At 71.6% G+C, this 21041-nt stretch carries 23 protein-coding genes and 1 pseudogene; 9 read left to right on the forward strand and 15 right to left on the reverse strand.

Going from position 1 to position 21041, the window contains the following annotated elements; translation table 11 throughout:
* Window positions 1–127: 127 nt before the first annotated feature.
* The 4 genes from ADK57_RS46220 to ADK57_RS46235 all read right to left on the reverse strand — a co-directional run bounded on the left by ADK57_RS46220 (window position 128) and on the right by ADK57_RS46235 (window position 3573).
* Window positions 128–649, reverse strand: a complete 522-nt coding sequence (locus ADK57_RS46220) for a MarR family winged helix-turn-helix transcriptional regulator (RefSeq protein WP_053755810.1) — start codon at window positions 647–649, stop codon at window positions 128–130.
* Between the two features lie 82 nt (window positions 650–731).
* Entirely contained in the window at window positions 732–1526 is a 795-nt protein-coding gene (locus tag ADK57_RS46225; RefSeq protein ID WP_053755811.1) for an SAM-dependent methyltransferase, read from the reverse strand.
* A gap of 95 nt (window positions 1527–1621) precedes the next feature.
* The gene (locus ADK57_RS46230) at window positions 1622–2701 is read right to left on the reverse strand and encodes an iron chelate uptake ABC transporter family permease subunit (protein ID WP_078973699.1); all 1080 of its coding nucleotides are present in this window, start codon (window positions 2699–2701) and stop codon (window positions 1622–1624) included.
* Window positions 2698–3573, reverse strand: coding sequence for a FecCD family ABC transporter permease (locus ADK57_RS46235; RefSeq protein ID WP_234390606.1), 876 nt, complete (start codon window positions 3571–3573; stop codon window positions 2698–2700). Before ADK57_RS46235 ends, ADK57_RS46230 begins: the two co-directional genes overlap by 4 nt.
* On the opposite strand from ADK57_RS46235, the gene ADK57_RS49690 reads away from it, so the two are divergent.
* Window positions 3551–3748, forward strand: coding sequence for a hypothetical protein (locus ADK57_RS49690; RefSeq protein WP_053755813.1), 198 nt, complete (start codon window positions 3551–3553; stop codon window positions 3746–3748). The genes ADK57_RS46235 and ADK57_RS49690 overlap by 23 nt on opposite strands.
* A 52-nt stretch (window positions 3749–3800) precedes the next feature.
* Here ADK57_RS49690 and ADK57_RS46245 read toward each other — a convergent pair whose 3' ends face one another.
* The 6 genes from ADK57_RS46245 to ADK57_RS46270 all read right to left on the reverse strand — a co-directional run bounded on the left by ADK57_RS46245 (window position 3801) and on the right by ADK57_RS46270 (window position 8971).
* A complete protein-coding gene (locus ADK57_RS46245; RefSeq protein ID WP_053755814.1) occupies window positions 3801–4631 on the reverse strand; it encodes an SDR family oxidoreductase in 831 nt (276 codons plus the stop codon).
* 18 nt (window positions 4632–4649) lie between these two features.
* Entirely contained in the window at window positions 4650–5834 is a 1185-nt protein-coding gene (locus tag ADK57_RS46250) for an NAD(P)/FAD-dependent oxidoreductase (RefSeq protein WP_053755815.1), read from the reverse strand.
* Window positions 5831–6028: a ferredoxin gene (locus tag ADK57_RS46255; protein ID WP_053755816.1), complete on the reverse strand. Its 198-nt coding sequence runs from the start codon at window positions 6026–6028 to the stop codon at window positions 5831–5833. Before ADK57_RS46255 ends, ADK57_RS46250 begins: the two co-directional genes overlap by 4 nt.
* A 49-nt stretch (window positions 6029–6077) precedes the next feature.
* Window positions 6078–7307, reverse strand: a complete 1230-nt coding sequence (locus ADK57_RS46260; RefSeq protein ID WP_078973701.1) for a cytochrome P450 — start codon at window positions 7305–7307, stop codon at window positions 6078–6080.
* A 218-nt stretch (window positions 7308–7525) separates the two neighbouring features.
* The gene (locus ADK57_RS46265; RefSeq protein WP_053755817.1) at window positions 7526–8248 is read right to left on the reverse strand and encodes a response regulator transcription factor; all 723 of its coding nucleotides are present in this window, start codon (window positions 8246–8248) and stop codon (window positions 7526–7528) included.
* 72 nt (window positions 8249–8320) lie between these two features.
* Window positions 8321–8971, reverse strand: coding sequence for a TetR/AcrR family transcriptional regulator (locus ADK57_RS46270; RefSeq protein WP_053755838.1), 651 nt, complete (start codon window positions 8969–8971; stop codon window positions 8321–8323).
* A 193-nt stretch (window positions 8972–9164) separates the two neighbouring features.
* Between ADK57_RS46270 and ADK57_RS46275 the strand changes: the two genes are divergently transcribed.
* Window positions 9165–10646, forward strand: coding sequence for an MFS transporter (locus ADK57_RS46275; protein WP_053755818.1), 1482 nt, complete (start codon window positions 9165–9167; stop codon window positions 10644–10646).
* Window positions 10647–10675: 29 nt separating this feature from the next.
* Here the strand turns inward: ADK57_RS46275 and ADK57_RS50755 are convergent, their stop codons facing one another.
* Window positions 10676–10849, reverse strand: coding sequence for a hypothetical protein (locus tag ADK57_RS50755; RefSeq protein WP_199830825.1), 174 nt, complete (start codon window positions 10847–10849; stop codon window positions 10676–10678).
* 443 nt (window positions 10850–11292) lie between these two features.
* Here ADK57_RS50755 and ADK57_RS51890 point away from each other — a divergent pair, with 443 nt between their 5' ends.
* The 7 genes and pseudogenes from ADK57_RS51890 to hemC all read left to right on the forward strand — a co-directional run bounded on the left by ADK57_RS51890 (window position 11293) and on the right by hemC (window position 17930).
* Entirely contained in the window at window positions 11293–11694 is a 402-nt protein-coding gene (locus tag ADK57_RS51890; protein ID WP_234390607.1) for an MMPL family transporter, read from the forward strand.
* Window positions 11577–12125, forward strand: a pseudogene (locus ADK57_RS51895) (MMPL family transporter); the annotation flags it as partial. The gene ADK57_RS51890 and the pseudogene ADK57_RS51895, both read left to right, overlap by 118 nt.
* A 110-nt stretch (window positions 12126–12235) precedes the next feature.
* Window positions 12236–13447: a sensor histidine kinase gene (locus ADK57_RS46290; RefSeq protein WP_053755821.1), complete on the forward strand. Its 1212-nt coding sequence runs from the start codon at window positions 12236–12238 to the stop codon at window positions 13445–13447.
* Window positions 13444–14127: a response regulator transcription factor gene (locus ADK57_RS46295; RefSeq protein WP_053755822.1), complete on the forward strand. Its 684-nt coding sequence runs from the start codon at window positions 13444–13446 to the stop codon at window positions 14125–14127. Before ADK57_RS46290 ends, ADK57_RS46295 begins: the two co-directional genes overlap by 4 nt.
* Window positions 14128–14701: 574 nt before the next feature.
* Window positions 14702–15694: an ATP-dependent DNA ligase gene (locus ADK57_RS46305; RefSeq protein WP_053755824.1), complete on the forward strand. Its 993-nt coding sequence runs from the start codon at window positions 14702–14704 to the stop codon at window positions 15692–15694.
* Window positions 15695–15837: 143 nt separating this feature from the next.
* Complete coding sequence (locus tag ADK57_RS46310) at window positions 15838–16614, forward strand: NPP1 family protein (protein WP_053755825.1); 777 nt, start codon at window positions 15838–15840, stop codon at window positions 16612–16614.
* Between the two features lie 380 nt (window positions 16615–16994).
* Entirely contained in the window at window positions 16995–17930 is a 936-nt protein-coding gene (gene hemC / locus ADK57_RS46315) for a hydroxymethylbilane synthase (protein ID WP_053755839.1), read from the forward strand.
* A gap of 13 nt (window positions 17931–17943) precedes the next feature.
* On the opposite strand, the gene ADK57_RS46320 is transcribed toward hemC, so the two are convergent.
* The 4 genes from ADK57_RS46320 to ADK57_RS46335 form a co-directional block, all read right to left on the reverse strand.
* Window positions 17944–18459, reverse strand: a complete 516-nt coding sequence (locus ADK57_RS46320) for a hypothetical protein (protein WP_053755826.1) — start codon at window positions 18457–18459, stop codon at window positions 17944–17946.
* Between the two features lie 190 nt (window positions 18460–18649).
* A complete protein-coding gene (locus ADK57_RS46325; protein WP_053755827.1) occupies window positions 18650–19510 on the reverse strand; it encodes an ABC transporter permease in 861 nt (286 codons plus the stop codon).
* Window positions 19470–20309, reverse strand: coding sequence for an ABC transporter ATP-binding protein (locus ADK57_RS46330; protein ID WP_053755828.1), 840 nt, complete (start codon window positions 20307–20309; stop codon window positions 19470–19472). Before ADK57_RS46330 ends, ADK57_RS46325 begins: the two co-directional genes overlap by 41 nt.
* Window positions 20306–20761: a MarR family winged helix-turn-helix transcriptional regulator gene (locus tag ADK57_RS46335; RefSeq protein WP_053755829.1), complete on the reverse strand. Its 456-nt coding sequence runs from the start codon at window positions 20759–20761 to the stop codon at window positions 20306–20308. Before ADK57_RS46335 ends, ADK57_RS46330 begins: the two co-directional genes overlap by 4 nt.
* Window positions 20762–21041: the final 280 nt, after the last annotated feature.

Below are 21041 nucleotides of genomic sequence, written 5' to 3' on the forward strand. Positions count from 1 at the left end.
GGCACCTGGCACCTCGCACCCGCCGGTGCATGACCGGAGGGGCTGTCCGGCCTGACGGCCGGACAGCCCCTCACCAAGATCTTCATCGACCTTCTAGGGACGGCGGCGATGCCAGGGACGGGAGCGCTCAGGCGCTGCCGGCCGGTGCCGTGGGCTGCTGCTCGGCTTCGTCCTCGACGGCGTGCGACAGGAAGTCGTCGACCATGCGGTGGAAGAGCCCGGCGAGCTGGCGGAGCTCCTCGGGCGACCACTCGGACAACGCCAGCTGCATCCCGCGGGCGCCGGCGTCGCGGATGCGGTCGATCGCCTCCTGCCCGGTCGCGGTGAGCTGGATGCGCTGGGCGCGGCGGTCGTCGGGGTCGGGGACGCGGGTGACGTACCCGGACTTCTGCAGTTGCTGCACGGTGCGTGTGACGTGGGAGGCCTCCACCCCCAGCCGGGTGGCCAGCTCCCCGGGCCGCAGCGGCTCGGAGTCGGCGACCTGCCGCAGCAGCGCCACGGCGGCGCGGTCCAGCGGGACTTCGGCCAGGGCCATCAGCCGGTCGTGCTGCCGGGCGCGCGTGCTCAGATAGGTGATGCGGGTGAGCGCCCGCTCGATCTCGATCACTTCCGGGGATGCAGGGACGTCGGGGAGCGGTGGTGTGGACATGGGATCCACTTTACCATCTTGTTGCGTAACTCAAGTAATTTACTGCCTGAGTTTACGATGAGTACTGCCCCCCGACTACTCCTCACGGCTTGCGGCCGACACCCCCGAAGTCGTCGACCTCCGGGACGTCGGTTCCGGCGGCCGGTCCCGGGCGCCAGCGGGAGACCGAGATCACCCCGGGTTCGAGCAGTTCCAGGCCGTCGAAGAAGCGGGCCAGCTGCTCGGGGCTGCGGTTGATCCGCGGATTGTCTCCCGCCTCGTTCCACTGCTCGATCATGGTGCGCATCGCCTCCGGATCGATGACCTCGGTGTCGTCGCAGAGCACGAGGTGGCTCCCGGACGGGAGTGCACCCACCAGGCGGCCCACGAGGTCGTACGCGGCGTCGTCGACGATGTGGGCCGTGATCCCCAGCAGCACGAGCGCGATCGGCTCGGTGAAGTCCAGCGTCTCGGCGGCACGCCGCAGGATCGCCTCCGGGGCGCGGAGGTCGGCGTCGATGTAGGCCGTCGCGCCCTCGGGCGAACCGGTGAGCAGAGCCTCGGCATGGGCCAGCACGACGGGGTCGTTGTCGACGTAGACGATCCGCGTCTCGGGGGCGATCCGCTGCGCCACCTCATGCGTGTTGTCAGCGGTGGGCAGTCCGGTGCCGACATCCAGGAACTGGCGTATGCCGGCCTCGCGGACGAGGTGCTCCACGGTGCGCACGAGGAAAGCCCGCTGGGCCCGGGCTATGTCGAGGATCTGCGGATTGGCCGCGACGATCTGGTCGCCGACCTGCCGGTCGATCTCGTAGCAGTCCTTGCCGCCCAGCCAGTAGTTCCAGATCCGGGCGGAGTGCGGCACGCTGCTGTCGATGAGCGGGGCGTCAAGTGGCATGGAATCTCCCGGAGTTGATCAGTTGTACTGCCAACCCCACAGTCTGGCGGGCGGATCCGTCAAGCACCGGAGGAACCACCGCCCGGACAGGGCCCCTACACCCGGTCCGCTCTCCGCTCCGCCCGCAGCAGCCACGCCAGACAGGCGCCGCCGCCCACGCCCGTGACCACCCCGACCGGCAGCAGGGCCGAGCCGGTGACGCGCTGGGTGAGGAGGTCGGCCGCGGACACCAGCAGGGCTCCCGTCCACGCGGCCGGCAGGACGTTCGGTCCGGCGGCGCGCGTCACGCGGCGGGCCAGCTGGGGCGCGGCCATCGCCACGAACGGGATCGGCCCGGACGCCGCGACCGCCATGGCCGTGAGGCCGGTGCCGGCGCACAGCAGCACCAGGCGGGTGCGCTCGGGCGGCACGCCGAGTGCCGCGGCCGTGTCGTCGCCCATCTCCAGCACGGTCAGCCGGCGCGCGTACACTAGGACGACGGGGACGAGCGCCACCTCTCCCAGCGCGGCGATGCGGACCTCGCCCCAGTCCCGGGCGTTGAGCGAGCCGATCATCCAGTTCGCGGCCTGGGCCGCCTTGCCGATGTCGGCACGGACGTAGAGGTAGCTGGTCGCCGAGCCGAGCACCGCGGACGCTCCGATGCCGACGAGGACGAGGCGGTACCCGTGGACGCCCTGCTTCCACGCCAGCAGATAGACGGCGGCGGCGGTGGCGAAGCCGCCGCAGACCGCGCCGATGGCCGTCTGGGCGTCGCCCGCGTCGAAGAGGATGATCGCGACGAGGGCGCCCGCCGAGGCGCCGTTGCCGAATCCGGTGATGTCGGGGCTGCCGAGCGGATTGCGGGTCAGCGACTGGAACACCGCGCCCGCCATGCCCATCGCGAAGCCGACCAGGACGGCCACGAGGGCGCGCGGCAGCCGCAGGTCGAGAACGATGAACTCGGCGCCGGGCGGGCCGTTCCCGGCGAGGGTGCGTACGACCTGCACCGGGGACAGCTCGTACCTGCCGGTGCCGATGGCGAACACGGTCGCGCACGCACCCAGGCCGACGAGCACGACGCAGACCAGCAGTGCGCGGGTGTCGTACCGAAGTGACCAGTGGCCGGTGCTCAGCAGGCCGCGCCGCAGGTCCACCCGGACCGCCGCCCGGTTCCGGTCGTCCTGGAGGACACTCACAGCTGGGCCACCTTCCGCTGCCGTACGAGATGGATGAACAGGAGTCCGCCGAGGAACGCGGTGACCACGCCCACCTCGATCTCCGAGGGCGGCACGACGACCCGTCCGATCACGTCGGAGACGAGCAGCAGGACGGGCGCGTACAGGGCGCAGTAGGGCAGCAGCCAGCGTGGGTCGGGGCCGCAGAAGGCGCGGGCCGCATGCGGAATCATCAGGCCGATGAAGCCGATCGGGCCGCACACGGCGGTGGCGCCGCCGCACAGCAGGGTGATGGCGAGGACGGCGAGGAGGCGGGTGCGCTTCACCCGGGTGCCCAGGGCGCGGGCGTGGTCCTCGCCGAGGGCGATCGCGCCGAGCGGGCGGGCCAGGGCGAAGGCGAGCAGGGCTCCGGCCACGAGCAGCGGCGCCACGGTGACCAGCAGGGACGAGTCGCGTCTGGCGAGGGTGCCCACCGACCAGTGGCGCATGGCGTCGAGGGTGCTCAGGTCCCACAGCTGGAGCCCGTTGACGTAGCCGAACAGGGCCGCGTTGACGGCGGTTCCGGCTAGGGCGAGCCGGACCGGGGTGGCGTAGCGGTCGCCGCCGAGGAAGTTGACGGCGGTGGCCGTCAGGGCGGCTCCGGCGAGGGCGAACCACAGGTAGCCGGTGAAGGACGTGATGCCCAGCACACTGATGGCGGTGACGACGGCGGCGGAGGCGCCCGCGTTGACGCCGAGCAGTCCTGGGTCGGCGAGCGGATTTCGCGTCAGGGTCTGCATGACGCCGCCGCCGAGTCCGAGGGCCGCGCCGACGGCGATCCCGATGAGGGTGCGCGGCAGCCTGAGGTCCCGCACGATCGCGTCGTTCTCGGTGCCGGACGGGGAGAACCGCACGGCCGCCGACGTCACCGTCGTCGACCCGCGCACGGGCACGGTCGAGGAGACCGTCACCACCGGCGCCAACCCGAACCACGTGGAGGTGGCCGACGGCACCGCCTACGTGGTCGACAAGTCGGGTGCCGGCGCGGCCGGCGAGGACCAGGTGACGCGGGTCCGTATCGGCCGCTGACCGGGGTGGGATGCCGACGGCCCGCCCGGGCGCCGGCATCCCGCTGCGGCCCTCAGTGCCGGCGTGTCCAAGCGCTCTGTCCGCCGTCGACGACCAGGTCGGTGCCCGTGACGTACTGCGCCTGTGGCCCCGCGAGGAACGCCACCACGTCGGCGATCTCCGCGGGTGTCGCGGCGCGGCCGACACCGCAGTCGTCCAGGATCTTCCGCAGGTGCTCCCCGTAGACCGAGCCTGCCTCGGCCGTCGTCATCGCCGTGGCGACGGCACCGGGGCTGACCGAGTTCACCCTGGCACCGCGCAGGTTGTAGGCGAGCGCGGCGGCCTCGACCCGTACCTGGACGGCGCGGTTGGACACGATGTACGCCGGCACGGCGTCGTCCCCGACCGCGGCGACGACGTCCAGTGCCAGGAGTTCCTCGGCGGGCGCCGTCGCCAGGACGGACTCCTCCTCCTCGGACAGCGAGGCGTAGTGGCCGGCGACGCCCGCGACACAGACCAGGGAAGTGCCCCGGGTGGCGACGGCCTCGAAGCAGTCGATCACATGGGCGGTGCCGACCATGTTGACCTCGAAGTTGGTCCGCGCGGAGGCGATCGCGGCGCAGACCCCCGCGGTGTGCACGACGGCCGCCAAGCGCCCCTCACCGGCGGCGGTTTCGGCGAGCTTCCGTACCGACGCGCGGTCGCACACGTCGATCACCATGCCCTGCGCCTCGAACCCCTCGGCGCGCAACGTGGCGACGGTCCGGTCGAGTTGGCCACGCGAGACGTCGGCGAGGAAGAGGGTACGGCCACTGCCGAGCCGGCGCGCGACCGCCGTTCCGATGCCTCCGGCCCCGGTGACGACCACCACGTCACGGCGTGCGTCGTACGGAAGACCCACCATAGGACAACCTCCTTGTTGTCAGGCCCCGGTTGCCGGGACCTCCGTGGGCACGGCCTCGTCCCAGGCCGCGCCCGCCGCGATCGCCTGCCGCCACAGCCGGATCGCCTTGGGCGGCATACCGACCGCGAGGGCACCGCTCACCCGGCCGCCGGTGCGGTACACGGCGACGAACCGGCGCTCCGCCAGATCCCCGTCCACCACGGCCACCTCGTCGTGGCCGCGCAGGAAGCCGTACGCCTGGACCTTCATGTCGTACTGGTCCGACCAGAAGTACGGCACCGGCGCGAACGGTTTGCGCATCTCGGGGTGGAGGAGGTTGCGGGCGGCTGCCATGCCCTGTTCGGCCGCGTTGGTGCGGTGCTCGATCCGCATCGAGCTGCCGAACAGCGGGTTGTACCAGCGGGCGACGTCACCGGCCGCGTACACGTTCCGCGCGGCCTCGCAGTACTCGTCGCACACCACGCCGTCGCCCACGGCCAGTCCGCTGCCGGCGAGCCATTCGGTGTTCGGAAGCGAGCCGACGGCGACGAGCACCTCGTCGGCATCGATCACCTCGCCGTCCGCGAGCCGCACGCCGTCCTCGGTCACCTCGGTGACGGTGACGCCGCAGCGCAGGTCCACGCCCCGGTCCACGTGGGCCCGGGACAGCACCTGACCGACCTCGGTGCCGACGGCGTGGGCCAGCGGCACGGCGGCGGGTTCGAGGAGGGTGACGTGGGCGCCGAGGCGCCAGGCCACGGCTGCGGCCGCCGCGCCGAGGAAGCCGGCACCCACGACGACCAGCCGCCGCCCCGGCGTGAGCCGTTCCCGCAGCGTGAGGGCGTCGTCGAGGGTGCGCAGCACGTGCGCGCCCTCGCCGGGCAGCCGGCGCGGCCGCACACCGGTGGCCACGATCAGTCCGTCGTACGGGACTTCGGACCCGTCGGCCAACCTCACGGTGCGATCGGCGAGTTCGAGGCCGGTCGCAGCCACTCCCAGCCGCAGTTCGAGGCCGAGTGCCGCCAGGTCGTCGGGTGTGCGCAGGGCCAGCCGGTCCGACTCCCACTCCGAGGCCAGCAGTTGCTTGGACAGGGGCGGGCGGTCGTACGGCGCCTGCGGTTCGTCGCCGACGAGGGTGAGCGTGCCCTCGAAGCCCTCGCGGCGCAGGGTCTCGACCGCCGCGAGCCCGGCGGCCGAGGCACCGACGACGACGATCCGCCTCACTGGTCGACCAGCCGGATGGCGGCGGCCGGGCAGATCGCGATGGCTTCGCGCACGTCGTCGAGGGAGTCAGCCGGGGGCCTCTCCTCCAGCAGGAAGGCGATGCCGTCCTCGTCGCGCTGGTCGAACACTTCAGGGGCGGCCATCACGCACTGCCCCGACGCGACGCACTTCGGCTCGTCCAGTTCCACACGCATTGATCTGTACCTCGTTCGATTTCTGTGGGGCGGTTGACCGGCGAGGGCTTCACCAGGTGACGGGCAGTTCGTAGACGCCGTAGACCGAGCCGTCGTGCTTGAACGGCAGTCCGTCGACCTCGGCGGCCCGCCGCAGGGTCGGGATGCGGCGGTAGAGGGTGCTGTAGACGACCTGGAGCTCCATGCGGGCCAGGGGCTGGCCGAGGCACTGGTGGACGCCGAAGCCGAAGGCGACATGGCGGCGGGCGTCGCGGGTGATGTCCAGCCGGTCCGGGTCGGGAAAGGCCTCCGGGTCGCGGTTGGCGATGTCGTTGGGCATGATGACGCCCTCGCCGGCCCGGATCACCTGTCCGGCGATCTCGATGTCCTCCAGGACCGCCCGGCGCCGTCCGCCGTGCACGATGCTCAGGTAGCGCAGCAGCTCCTCCACCGCCGACGCGACCAGCTTGGGGTCCTCGAAGTCGCGCAACAACGCCAACTGGTCCGGGTGTTCGAGGAGCGCGAGCGTGCCGAGGGCGATCATGTTGGCGGTGGTCTCGTGGCCGGCCAGGAGGAGCAACACGCCCATCTGGGCGACGTCCTGCCGGGACAGTTCACCCGACACGACCCGCTCCACGAGCCCGGAGAGCAGGTCGTCGCCGGGATGGGCCATCTTCTCGCCCATCAGCTCGTCGAGATAGCCGACCAGCTTCCCGTGGGCGGCCATCCGGTCGTCCATGGCCACATCGCGCGTGATGAGGATCTTGCTGTTCTCCTGGAAGAAGTCGTGGTCCTCGTACGGCACTCCGAGCAGTCGGCAGATGACCAGCGAGGGCACCGGCAGGGCGAACGCCTCCACCAGGTCGACAGGGCCGCCGACGGTGAGCATGTCGTCGATCAGGTCGTCCACGATCTTCTGCACGCCGGGCCGCAGCGCTTCGACCCGTTTCACCGCGAACGGGGCCGTCACCATGCGGCGCAGGCGGGCGTGCTCCGGGTCGTCCATGAGGATGAAGCTGATGTTGTTCTTGCCGTTGCTGGGGGCCTGGAGCGGATATCCGGGGCTGGTGATGTCGGCGCTGACGCGGGGGTCGAGGAGCAGGGCGCGCTGGTCCGCGTAGCGGGTGATCAGCCAGGGGGTGCTGCCGTCCCAGAGACGGACCTTGACGAGCCGGCCCTCGTCCTGCTGGGCCTGGAGGGCCGGGGGCGGGTCGAAGGGACAGCCCGCCGCCCTGGCCATCGGGAACTCGGGGACCGGTACGGCCGCTGCGGGCGCGGAACCGGTCAGGGTGTCGGCCATGGTTCTCCTCGGTGTGGGGGAGCTCCGTTCGACGGGCGGAGCGCCGGGGTGAAGTGGTCGAGGGCATCGATGAGTCCAGGCAAACAGAGGGTGCTGACGCCTTCCCGTCAGTTTCCTGACAGAAAGCTGACGTGACCCAGATCACATTCTCTGCGAGGCCTGACAACTCCCCTGTTCCATAAGCGAGTTGTGGGGATCGATGGCCCGCCGGCGGCACCTCAGGCCTCGGCGTCGGCACGCCCCAGCCAGTAGCCGAACCCCCGTCGAGTGTGAATCAGCACGGGAGCTTCCCGGTCCACCTTGCGCCGCAGCCGGGAGACGAGCTGCTCGATGGCGTTGTCGCCACGGAAGTCGCCCCAGACGTACCGGCCGATCTGCTCCTTGGACAGCACCCGGTGCGCATTGACCAGGAGATGGCGCAACAGCCGGTACTCGGCGGGCGTGAGGTCGAGAGTCCTCGCGCCGCGGCGCGCCTCGCACAGCGTGTCGTCCAGCACCAGGTCGCGATAGCCGAGCGCGCCGCCCCGCGGCCGGCCAGGACTCGCACCCCGCAACAGGACCTGGACGCGGGCCAGGACCTCGGCCATCCGGAACGGCTTGGTGACGTAGTCCCGCTCCCCGAGGCCCAGTTCGGGCACCAGCCGGTCCAGGGAGTCGTACGCGGTCAGCAGGAGCACCGGCGGGCGGTGGGCGAGGACCGGCCGGTCCCGGCCGAGGCTCTCCAGGTCCGGCAGCGCGGCGTCGACGACCACCAGGTCGATCCGCCCCTCGCCGAGCCGCGCCAGCGCCTCGGTTCCGGTGCCGGCCGCACTGATCCGGTAGCCCGCCAGCTCCAGGGTGGTGGAGAGCAGTTCGGCGACGTCCGGCTCACCGACGACGACCAGGAGGTGCTGACCGGCCCCGCGGGCGAGCGCCGGTTTCTCACGGGTGCTGCCGTACATGCGCCTCACCCTACCGCTCTGCTTGCCTGACTCAATCAATTCAGGAAGGTTCGCGCCAGGCCGCGGCAGCGGTCAGGAATCCGACGTGACCGGCGCCAGCCACATGCCGACGACCGCGTCGACGAGGCCGGTGGCGGCGTCGTGCCAGCTGGACCGGGGTGTGGGGGCGCTCTCGGCGAGGGCCTGCTCCCGTTCGGCGGACATGTGCAGGATCAAGTGGCGGACCATGTCGCCGCGTTCGGCGCGGACCTCGGCGGGCAGCTCCGGCAGACACCGCTTGACGCCTTCGAGGATCTGCCGCAGGGACGGCGAGGACAGGGACTCCTCCACCATGATCGGCCGCAGCGCCGGGTCGGTCATCACCTGGGCGCAGAACCGGGCGTACCAGGTGGGACTGCCGAGCGCCGCGAGGTGTTCGGGAACCGGGCGCACCAGACAGCCCACCCAGTCGCGCACGTCCGTGGAGTCGCCGGTCGCGGCCAGCAGCCGGGTGCGGATCTCCTCGACCGCCGCCGCGTGCTTGCGGATGATCGCCCGCACCAGGTCGGCCTTGGTGCCGAAGTGGTAGCCGACCGCGGCATTGTTGCCCTGCCCGGCGGCCTCGCTGACCTGACGGTTGGACACCGCGTACACACCGCGCTCGGCGAACAGCCGCTCCGCCGCGGTCAGGATCAGCTCCCGTGTCACGCTGACCTGTTCGGCCCGTACCGTCCCGCCCGCCATGACCACCCATCACCACCGCACCGGGACTTCCCGCGCCTCCGCGGCGGCCAGCCCCTCGAGCCGTCGCGGGTCCACCGCCTGAGCAGCGGTTTCCAGGACGGAAGCCTACGCAAGCGAGCGGGGCCATTAAAGTAAGTCAAGCGGCTGATTTAATTCTTGCCGAATCTCTTCCATACGCCCACGGAGGCACCGCATGTCCGACGCCCTCGCCAGACCCACCGACGCGGGGACCGGCGCACCGCCGAGTTCGAACGCCGTGGTGGCGGTGCTGGCCTTCGCCGGAATCGTCGTCTCGCTGATGCAGACCCTGGTCATCCCGATCGTGCCGGAACTGCCGAGGCTCCTCGACGCCCCCGCTTCCGACACCGCCTGGGCCGTCACCGCGACCCTGCTGGCCGCCGCCGTCGCCACTCCGGTCGTCGGCCGACTCGGCGACATGTTCGGCAAGCGCCGCATGCTCCTGGTCAGCATCGTGCTGCTGGTGACCGGCTCGGTGGTCTGTGCGCTCAGCGACGCCCTGGTGCCGATGATCGTCGGCCGGGCGCTGCAGGGACTGGCCTCCGGTGTCGTACCGCTCGGCATCAGCATCATGCGGGACGAGCTGCCCGCCGAGCGGCTGGCCGGGTCGACGGCGCTGATGAGCGCCTCGCTCGGGGTGGGCGGCGCCCTGGGTCTGCCCACGGCCGCGCTGATCGCCGACAACTTCGACTGGCACGTGCTGTTCTGGGCCTCCGCCGCGATGGGCGTGATCGCCTTCGCGCTCGTCGTGTCGCTCGTGCCGGAGTCCGCGGTGCGCACCGGCGGCCGCTTCGACCTGGTCGGCGCCCTCGGCATGGCGACCGGTCTGGTCTCGCTGCTGCTGGCGATCTCCAAGGGCGCCGACTGGGGCTGGACGAGCGGCACCACGCTCGGCCTGTTCGCCGCCGCCGTGCTCGTCCTGCTCGCCTGGGGTGTCTTCGAACTGCGCACCTCGCAGCCGCTGGTGGACCTGCGCACCACCGCCCGCCGTCAGGTGCTGGTGACGAACCTCGCCTCGATCGCGATCGGTTTCTCCATGTTCGCGATGTCCCTGGTGCTGCCGCAGCTGCTCCAGCTGCCCGAACAGACCGGCTACGGCCTCGGCAGGTCCCTGCTGACCGCCGGCCTGGTGATGGCCCCCTCCGGGCTGGTGATGATGGCGACCGCCCCGGTCTCCGCCGCGGTCTCCAAGGCCAAGGGGCCCAAGGTGACGCTGATGATCGGTGCGGTGATCGTGGCCTGCGGGTACGGCCTGAACATCGCGCTGATGTCCGAGGTCTGGCACCTGGTGCTGGTCTCCTGTGTGATCGGCGCCGGCATCGGCTTCACGTACGGCTCGATGCCCGCTCTGATCATGGGCGCGGTGCCGGCGAGCGAGACGGCCGCCGCGAACAGCCTCAACACCCTGATGCGGTCCATCGGTACGTCGGTGGCGAGCGCCATCGCGGGTGTCGTCCTCTCGCAGATGACCATCAGCCTCGGCGGCTACGCCCTGCCGTCCGAGAGCGGCTTCAGGACCGTCATGGCCATCGGCGCGGGCGCCGCTCTGCTCGCCTTCGCGATCGCCTCGTTCATCCCCGGCCGGCGGCCCGAGGTCACAGCCGCGTCGGCGCCCGCGGCCGCGGAGCCGACGGCAGGCGCGCCCTCGATGAAGTGAGGGCGCGCGGCTGACACCCGCCGGGCCGGCTACTTGCGGGTCCGCAGCAGGCTCACGCCCGCTCCGAGCGAGACGGCGCCCATGCCGACGCTGGTCATGACGCCCTGGTTGCCGTCGACGACGAGCGGGGCCGCGGCGGCGACGGCGAGGTTGAACAGGAACAGGAACCAGAGCACGGGCCTGGACGACAGCAGCGGCTTCATCGGGTGTTTCCTTCCGGCACGGTGAACCTCGTGACCTTGCGCCGTCAACGATTCCGTCGCGGGCCGCCCGCTTCGATGGAGTGCTCTACCGGACCGTTGGTGTAGCTCGCTGCACCACCGGCCGCGCCGTCCTGCCGGAGGAGGAGGCACACCCGCCCCGTACTGCGTTCTCAGTAGCCCCGATTGTCGGCAGGCGCACGACGACGTGGCGGCCCGCTCCCGGAAGGCTGTGGGAGGTAGCCGAGACCAGGTGGGGAGACCTCCGTTCCATGGCCGCATTTCTGTGTCGAACGGGCCGAGCGGCCTTCCGTCGGCGCCTGCTCGTCGTCCCGCTGCGGGGCCCCGTGACGGCCGGTGTGGCCGTCGGCGAGGCGAGCGCGCCGGCCGCCGAGGACGAGGCCTCCACGATGCCCCGAATCGAGTCCCGGCAGGCGTTCGGCCTCATGGAGCAGCGCTTTCCCGGCACCCACGCGGACAGCACCGGTGCCCGCGTGGTCTTCCTGGCGTCCGACGGGCAGCCGGTCATCACCGCCGAGAACCGGGCCGTCACCGGCATGTTCGTGACCGAGGCGTCCGACGGGCCCCAGGTGTCCGGCGCCGTCGGCCCCTTCCAGGCGGGAGCGGTGAGCAAGGACGGCTCCACCGCGTACTCGACCGTCGCCTTCACCGAGAGGGCCGACGACCTGGCCGACCGGAGCAGGCAACACCTCGAGGACGCCGTCGACCGCGCCCGGCCCTCGGCTTCCGCCTCTCGGTGCCGGCCGCGCCGGGCTCGGTCGTCGCGGTCTTCCGGTTGGGCCACGGAGCCGACCTGCTGGGCATCGCCGAGAGCGGCCCGATCATGAACCTGATGCCGATCCTCCTGGTGGGCATCGTCTTCGGCCCCGCCATGCACCGCGAGGTGTTCCTCGTCGCCCGGATGCGGGAGGCGTACGTCCACCGGGACCGGCCGGGTCAGGCGGTCGTCACCGGGTTCCGGTACAGCGCCCGGGTCGTCGTGGCGGCCGCGCTGATCATGGTCGCGGGGTTCGTCGGGGCCCGCGAGCCCATGAACAAGGCGATGGGGTTCGGTCTCGCCTCGGCGGTTCTGCTGGAGGCGTTCGTGGTCCGGATGACGTTCGTGCCCGCGCTGCTCGGCCTGCTCGGCAGATCGGCGTGGTGGCTGCCGCGGTGGCTGGACCATCCGTTGCCCGTCGCCGACGTGGAGGGCGAGTCGCTCGGCCGGCATCCCGCGGCCCTCACTCCCCCGCCCGAACAGGAGGCCGCCCACGCCTGACCCTTCCCTCCCTGAGAGGGTCGCCCGTGTCCTGCGACACGGGCGACCCTCGCCCGTCGCTGCGACGGGCATCGCCCACCATGGCTCCAGGACACCGACCGGAGAACCCGATGAGCTTCCCTTTGCAGCGCTACGCCGACGACCATGTCCGCACGGTCGACACGATGACGGCCGCGCTGCTCTTCGCCGCCTTCCTGTTCGGCAGCGAGATCAGCGTGCCCGGCTCCCGACGGCCGGACGCCATGGGACCCACGATCGCCCTCGCGGCCTTCTCCGCAGCCGCGCTGTTCTGGCAGCGCAGCCGCCCCCGTGCCGCCGTCGCCGTGACCGCGCTGTGCGCGGCCGGTGCCGCCATGCTCGGCCATCTGCTCACGCCGCTGCTGCTGGGTCCGCTCATGCTGGCGCTCTACCGCCTGGCCGTCGCCACCGACCGCAGGACGACCCGCGTCTCCTTCTTCGCCACCCTCGCCCTGCTGGTGGCCTCGGCCCTGCTCCTGGATCCCCTCGACCATCCCTGGCAGCTCGACACGCTCAGTCCCGCCGCCTGCCTCCTGCTCCCGGTCGCCGCCGGCAACGCGACCCGGCTGCGGGGCGCCTATCTGGAGGCCGTGCAGGCACGCGCCGAGTACGCCGAGCGCAGCCGGGAGGAGGAGGCCCGTCACCGGGTCGCCGAGGAACGCATGCGGATCGCCCGTGAGCTGCACGACGTGGTGGCCCACCATCTGGCGCTGGCCAACGCCCAGGCGGGCACGGCGGCGCACCTGTCGAGTACGCATCCCGCGCAGGCGCGGCGGATCCTCACCGACCTCACCGGTACGACGTCCTCGGCGCTGCGCGAGATGAAGGCCACCGTGGGCCTGCTGCGCCAGGCGGACGACCCCGACGCGCCGCTGGCACCCAGCCCGGGTCTCGGCCAACTCGCCGAGCTGACAGGCGCGTTCGAGTCCACCGGTCTCACCGTCCACGTCAGCGCCGAGGGCACGCCCAGGCCGCTGTCGCCCGGCGTGGACCTCACGGCGTACCGGATCGTTCAGGAAGCCCTGACCAATGTCGCCAAGCACGCCTCCGCCGAGGCGGCCTGCGTACGGCTGCGCTACGGCGAGGACCAACTGACGATCACCGTCGCCGACGACGGCACCGGCGGACGCACTGCCGGTGCACCCGAGGCCGGCCACGGCTTCGGTCTGATCGGCATGCGCGAGCGCGCCCGGTCGGTCGGCGGCGCCCTCCAGGCCGGCCACCGGCTGGGGGGCGGCTTCGAGGTCACCACCCGCCTCCCCCTGTACCCCACCACTTCGGAACGCCAAGAACGGACCCCATGACCATCCGCGTCCTGCTCGCCGACGACCAGGCCCTGCTGCGGGCCACCTTCCGCATCCTGATCGACTCCTGCGACGACATGGAGGTGGTCGCCGAGGCCACCGACGGCGCCGAGGCCGTCGACCTCGCCCGGATCCACCGCCCCGACGTCGTCCTGATGGACATCCGCATGCCCGGCACCGACGGCCTGACCGCGACCTCCGTGGTCTGCGCCGACCCTGACCTGGCCGACACCCGGGTGCTGATCCTCACCACGTTCGAGATCGACGAGTACGTGGCGCAGGCGCTGCGGGCCGGTGCGAGCGGCTTCCTCGGCAAGGACGTCACGGCCGAGGCGCTGCTCGCCGGTGTCCGGACGGTGGCCGCCGGCGACTCCCTTCTCTCCCCCGGCGCCACCCGCACCGTGATCAGCCGCTTCCTGGCCGCCCCGGGACTCGGGACCCGCCTGGCGGCGTCCGAGGACCTCGGCGTGCTGACCACCCGTGAGCGCGAGGTGATGGCGTGGGCGGCGGAAGGGCACTCCAACGAGGAGATCGCCGAGAAGCTGTTCGTGAGTCCGCTGACCGTGCGCACCCATGTGCACCGGGCGATGACCAAACTGGGCGCCCGCGACCGCGCCCAACTCGTCGTCATGGCCTACCAGTCGGGCCTGGTGCAGGCGCTGCCGCCCGCGGACCGCTGAGCCTCGGCTCCCGCCCTGCACGCCGTGGAGCTCGACGTGACGCTCCAGGAAGGCGCGGACGCGGCCGAGGCGGCCATGGACACCCGCGGTCGGCTTTGCCGCCGAGCGCATACGGTTCGGGATCGGCACCTCGATCGTGGTGCCTGGCGGCCTTCACCTCCGGCACCCGTCACTTCGCCCATGCCGGAGCACCGGCCGCCACCGACCGGGCCGCCGCCCACGACGCCCGCTGCAAGGCGCTGATGGACGACGTAAACGAGCGGCTCGCCCGACCGGCCCTGCCGGACGCCGATGCCTCCGACGCCGCCGCCGCGGTCGTACGCATCGTCGAATTCCCGTCGGCAGCAGGCCGTTCAGGATCCATGTGGGCCCGAGCCGGGCCGGCAGGGAGGTCGTCTCGGCCGTCACCTACCGGGCCCGGGACGAATTCCCCCGCCGGGTCCGGGCCGAATGCTTCCGCCGGGTCCGACTCGACGGTCTGCTCACCCCCGCGAGCAGCCTTCGGACAGCGCCGTTCAGGGGAAACCGGCGGGGAGGGCGCGTGACGGCGGACGGTCCGGTCGACATCTGACCCGTGAGCCTCCCGCTGATCCCTCCCATGCTCGCCACGCCCGGCACCCTGCCGCCCGCCGCGCAGGACACGCGCTGGGCGTACGAGACCAAGCAGGACGGCCAGCGGGTCGTGGCCTATCTCGCCGGGGACGGCAGCGTGGTGCTGCGCGCCCGGTCCGGGGAGGTCGTCACCGTCGCCTACCCCGAGCTGCTCGCGCTCGGCCATGCGCTCGGCGCCACGCCTGCCGTGCTGGACGGGGAGGTCATGGCCCTGGACGAACAGGGCCGTGCCGACTTCCAGTTGCTCCAGTCCCGGATGGGGCTGGTGCAGGCGCCCGCCAGGGCGGCGCGCCGGGCGGCGGAGGCCCCCGTCCATCTCGTGCTGTTCGACGTGATGCACCTGGGAGGGCGCTCCCTCGTCGCTGTCCGCTACGCCCGGCGGCGCACGCTGCTGGAGGAACTGGATCTGGCCGGTCCCCACTGGTCGACTCCGACCGCGCTCGTCGGACACGGCGAACAGGCCCTGCGGGCCACTCTCGAGCACGGCCTGGAGGGCCTGGTCTGCAAGCGGCTGGACTCGGTGTACGAGCCCGGCGTGCGGTCCCGCTCCTGGATCAAGATCCGCAACATGCGCAGCGAGGACGTCGTCGTGGGCGGCTGGCTGCCCGGCAAGGGACGGCTCACCGGCCTGCCCGGTGCCGTACTGGTCGGCCAGCGGGCCGCCGGGCGCCTGCGGTATGTCGGCGGTGTCGGCACCGGCTGGAGCGAGGTGGAGCGGGAGCAACTCGCCGCCCTGCTGAGGACCGCCGAGACGGACGTGTGCCCCTTCGACCCCGTGCCGCGGGTGCCGGGCGCCCACTGGGTGCTGCCCCGGCTGGTCGGCGAGGTCCGGTACAGCACGCGGACCCGGGCCGGTCTGCTGCGCCAGCCTTCCTGGTTGCGGCTGCGGCCGGACCTCGCGCCCGAGGAGTCGGCGGCCGACCTGCCGGACGACCCGCCGGACGACCTCGCCTGACACTCCGTCAAGGTCCAACTGTTGGGGCGCCCGTAACCAGAGAGACGCCTGCGACCTCTTGGCGCGGACATGAAAAGCGGGGAAGCTGAACTTCCCTTTCCCCCACAGCCGTTGGGCTGCGCCCGCACCAGGAGGAGGACGCAGTGTCGTCACCGTCGTTCAAGGCACACCGCAGGAGATGGGTCACCGGCCTGGCCGGCGCCGCCGCCCTCGTCGTCGCCTTCCCCACCGCCGCTTTCGCGGCCCCGCCGGCGGCGTTGCCCGCCAACGCCGAAGCCGCCGAGAACACGTACCAGCCGGCCTTCGACTACGACACGGACGGCTGCTACTCCACTCCCGCCATCGGCCCCGACGGCACGGTCAACGGCGGCCTCAATCCGACCGGCGCCCTCAACGGCGGCTGCCGCGACGCCTCGGACCTGGACAACACCAACAGCTACTCGCGCTACAAGTGCAACAACGGCTGGTGCGCCTACATGTACGGCCTGTACTTCGAGAAGGACCAGGCCGTCGCCGGCAGCAGCCTCGGCGGCCACCGGCACGACTGGGAGCACGTCGTGATCTGGGTGCAGAACAACCAGGTGCAGTACGTCTCGACGTCCAACCACGGCTCGTTCACCATCACGGCGGCGTCCGGGGTCCGCTTCGACGGGACGCACGCGAAGATCGTCTACCACAAGGACGGTGTCAGCACGCACTGCTTCCGGCTGGCCAACTCGGGCGACGAACCGCCGGAGAACCACAAGGGCACCTGGCAGTACCCGCCGCTGGTCGGCTGGAACGGCTACCCGGCGGCCCTGCGCGACAAGCTGAGCGCGTACGACTTCGGCAGCGCCAACTTCGGCCTCAAGGACGCCAACTTCAACGCCCACCTGTCGTCGGCCAAGCCGTCGGGGATCGCGTTCGACCCCAACGCCTGAGTCAGGGCACCGGATCGGGCGCGGGACACAGGACCCGACGCAACTGCGGCCCCCGTCCCCCGCCCGATCCTCACGTCTCACGCGCTCCGCACGGCACGCGGAGTACGAGCGCGCGGCCCGCCGGCCGACGACCTGGCCGTACGGCTGCACGCACTGCGCTTCGGCACGGCCGCGCCCCGGCTGAGCCGTCCGGTGGCCGAGCTGCCGGGCCGCGGGATCGTCGGCAACGCCGCTTGCGCGCCCGTCGGCGGCTCCTCGTCGATGCGATGGCCGGCCAGGCGCGCCGACTCGGTCGCACCGAGGTGCGGTGGAACACACCCGTGTGGAAGGAGTCGGTCGAACGGCACGGGAGCACCGCCGTGAGGGTCTATCGTGGCCACATGTCCGTGCCCGAACTGATCCGTATCGTCTCCCGCGACTCGCCCATGGCACTCGCCCAAGTGGAGCGTGTCCGCGCCGAGTTGGCCGTCCTGCATCCCGGGGTGCGCACCGAGGTCGTGCCGGTGAAGACGACCGGTGACAAGTGGATGGGGGATCTGTCCGCGGTCGAGGGCAAGGGGGCGTTCACCAAGGAGGTGGATGCCGCGCTGCTGGCCGGCGAGGCGGATCTCGCGGTGCACTGCGTCAAGGACGTGCCGGCCGACCGGCCGCTCCCGGCGGGCACGACGTTCGCCGCGTTCCTGAAGCGGGACGACATCCGGGACGCCCTCGTCCACCCCGGCGGCCTCACCCTGGACGAACTCCCGGCCAAGACCCGGATCGGCACCTCGTCGGTGCGCCGGGTCGCGCAACTGGCCGCCACCCATCCGCAGCTGGACTGCGTGCCGTTCCGCGGCAACGCCAACCGGCGGCTGGCGAAGCTGGCGGCCGGGGAGGCGGACGCGCTGCTGCTCGCGGTGTCCGGCCTGGAGCGCATCGACCGGCGTGACGTGATCAGCGAGGTCCTCTCCCCCGAGACGATGATGCCGCCGATCGGCGCGGGCATCCTCGCCCTGCAGTGCCGGGAGGGCGACACCGAGCTCATCGACGCGGTCAGCGGGCTCGGCGATCCGGACACCCATCGGGAGGCGACCGCGGAGCGCATGTTCCTGCACGTCCTGCAGGGGCACTGCAACAGCCCGATCGCCGGGTACGCACGCGTGGACCGCAGTGGCGAGCTGTCCCTGCGGGCCTGTGTCTTCACCCCGGACGGCAAGACCCGGCTCAACGCCCACGAGTGGGCGGGTCGGCTCGACCCGGCGACGCTCGGCACGTCGGTCGCCGTGGCGCTGCTGCGTCAGGGTGCCCGCGAGATCATCGACGGCATCCCGCACTGACGTCGAGGGGCCGTCAGGCGGTGCCCTCTTCGGCCTGGTCCCGCAGGAAGTTGCTCACCTGGCAGGCGACGCCGTCACGCACCGCACCGGGGCCGACGGTCTGCTCGTGCAGTCCGATGCCGCCCGCCCACAGCCGGCGGTCGGCCCAGTCGTCGTCGACGCGCAGCTGGACCTGGACGTCCACCTGGCTCAGGGACGCCTCCGGGCCGGCCGCGTACAGCACGGCGGTCGCCCGGCGCAGCGGGTAGACGTCGAAGCCCTCGATGAACTGCGAGTTGCGCCAGTCGATGAACGCGCTCTCCCCGTCGCGACCGATGCGCACGTCGATCTGGCCGTCCTCCAGATGGATGGTGGCGTGCCCGCTGCCACGGTTCTCGACGGTGACGCGGACCCGGAAGTACGTCAGCCCCTCGGCGGCGTCGTCCCGCCCGCGCGGCGGCTCGGCCGCTTCCAGGCGGTGGACGCGGACACGCAGACCGGCATGCTCGTCGTACTCCTGCCAGTCCCCGACCACGTTCGGCTCGTACACAATCCACCTCTCGACCTCAGAGAGCTGCTTCCTATCTGTGTGCTGAGTGCACTGTCAAATGAGCAGAATGCGCTGTGGCCAGCGAATTCGCCCTCTTGATCGGTGATCAAGCCGTGCGCAGGAAGAATTCGCCGACCGGCCGGACGGCCGGATTCGCGCGCGTGCCGCACATCACTTTCCGGACGCCGGTTCAACGGGCCAGACGGCCCAGGAGCGAGGAGGCCGCCGCGATGCCGAGCGCGGCGGCCACGAGCAGCACCGCGAAGTCGAGCGGCAGGTGCGCGGGCGTACCGATGAGGAGTCCGCGCAGGGCGTCCACTTGGTGGCTCAGGGGGTTGATCGTGCTGATCGCCTGGAGCCAGCCGGGCATGACGGACACGGGGTAGAGGGCGTTCGAGCCGAAGAACAGCGGCATGGTGATCGCCTGACCGATACCCATCAGCCGGTCGCGGCTCAGCACGATGCCGGCGATGGTCATCGACAGGCAGGAGAAGAAGACGGACCCGAGGATCACCACCGCAGCGACGCCGAGCAGCTTGAGCGGGTTCCAGGTGAGCGCCACGCCGAGCAGGGCGGCGATGACGATGACGACGACGGCCTGGATGAGCGACTTCACGCCGGCCGCGAAGGCCTTGCCGGTGATCAGCGCCGAGCGCGGGGTCGGCGTGACGAGGAGCTTGTTCAGTATGCCGGCGTCACGCTCCCAGATGATCTGGATGCCGTAGAAGATGGCGATGAACATCGCGGACTGGGCGATGATGCCGGGCGCGAGGTAGTCGATGTAGGGGATGCCGTCGGTGGGGATCGCCTTGATGCGGGTGAAGGTCTGACCGAAGATCAGCAGCCACAGCGCGGGCTGGACCGCGCGGGTGTACAGCTCGGTGCGGTCGTGGCGCAGTTTCTGCAGTTCGACGGCGCACATCGCCACGACGCGGGTGGGCAGCAGCCGCCAGCCCGCGCGGGGCTCGGGCGGGCTCAGCAGCAGGCCGATGCCGTCCTCGCGGGCGCGGTCAGCCGACGCGGCCTGCGGTGCGGCGGGTGCTTCGGACATCGCGGAACTCTCCTGACTTCTCGTCGAGACCGCTGCCGGCGACGTCGCGGAAGACGTCCTCAAGGGTGGGCAGCGGGTCCGTTGCCTTGAGGCCGCGGCGCTCACCGAGTCCCCGCCGCAGTTCGGTCGGGGTGCCGAGGGCCCGGATACGGCCTCGGTGCATCAGGCCGACCCGGTCGCAGTACTGGTCGGCCTCGTCCATGTAGTGCGTGGTCACCAGCACGGTCATGCCGGTGGCCGCGCGCACGGCGTTGATGTGCTCCCACACGTCGGTCCGGGCGATCGGGTCGAGGCCGATGGTCGGCTCGTCGAGGATCAGCAGACGGGGCGCGCTGACCAGGGCCTGGGCGAGTTCGAGGCGGCGGATCATGCCGCCGGAGTAGGTGCCGGCCAGCCGGTCTCCGGCTTCGGTGAGGTCGACGGCGGCCAGTGCCTGGGCGACGCGCTCGGCGCGCTCGCGGCGGGGCACGTCGAAGACCCGCGCGAACAGGGCGATGTTCTCCCGGCCGGTGAGGCCCGCGTCGGCGGACAGCTGCTGCGGCACATAGCCCAGCAGGCGTCGTACGGCCATGGCCTCCTTGGACGCGTCGCGACCGAAGACGTGGACCATCCCGGCGGGAACGGGCAGCAGGGTGGTGATGCAGCGGATGGCGGTGGTCTTTCCGGCGCCGTTGGGCCCGAGCAGTCCGAAGACCTCGCCCTCCGCCACCGACAACTCGAGCCCGTCCACCGCGTGGGTCTCACCGAAGGAGTAGGTGAGACCGGTACAGGCGACGGCCCCGTGAGCGTTGCGCGTCATGACTCCTCGGCCTCCTCGTGCAGATTGACGGCGAGCCTGCGCAGGGCCGGGATCGCCGCGTGCAGCGCTTCCCGGTCCGCTTCGTCCAGCCGGGACACCTGGCGTCGTACGAGCTCGGCGCGGCGTTTGCGCCATTCGCTCAGCCGGGCTTCGGCCGCGGGGGTGGGCAGCAGTCGCGCGGCCCGGCGGTCGGCCGGGTCCGTCTCGCGCAGCAGATAGCCCTGTCGGGACAGCTGGTTGACCAGCGTCGAGACGGAGTTGCCCGCCAGGCACAACTCCTTGGCGGCGTCCGAGATCCCGATGCCGGGCCGGTCCACGACAAGGCGCAGCAGCTCCACCTCGGCGCCGCGCAGCCGGGGATCGGGCATGTCCCGGCGCAGACGGCGCCGGATCAGCCGCTGGACGCCGACGAGCGCGTCGGCCAGCTCATCGGGGAAGGTCTCTGGTTCCACACCGAGGAGATTACCTCTGTAGCAGAGGTAATCAACCCCAAGGGTTGGTCAAGACCTCCGCGAGCGGGGCGAGTGCCCCGGAGGCGGATATCACTCAATGAATTCCATCGATTTCAGAACGTCCCCTTCCCTTGGTAATTCCGGCATCTTTTCAACGTTTCACAATCACCCGGTCGCACACCGTCATCGAATTCCCCAAATTGTTTCGGACCCGGCGCCCGCGGGAATCGAAATTCCAGTGCTTCGGACAGGAGGCACGTCCGTGGGAGCCGGCCCGCCC

The sequence above is a fragment of the Streptomyces sp. MMG1533 genome (genome assembly GCF_001279775.1).
Taxonomy (GTDB): Bacteria; Actinomycetota; Actinomycetes; order Streptomycetales; family Streptomycetaceae; genus Streptomyces.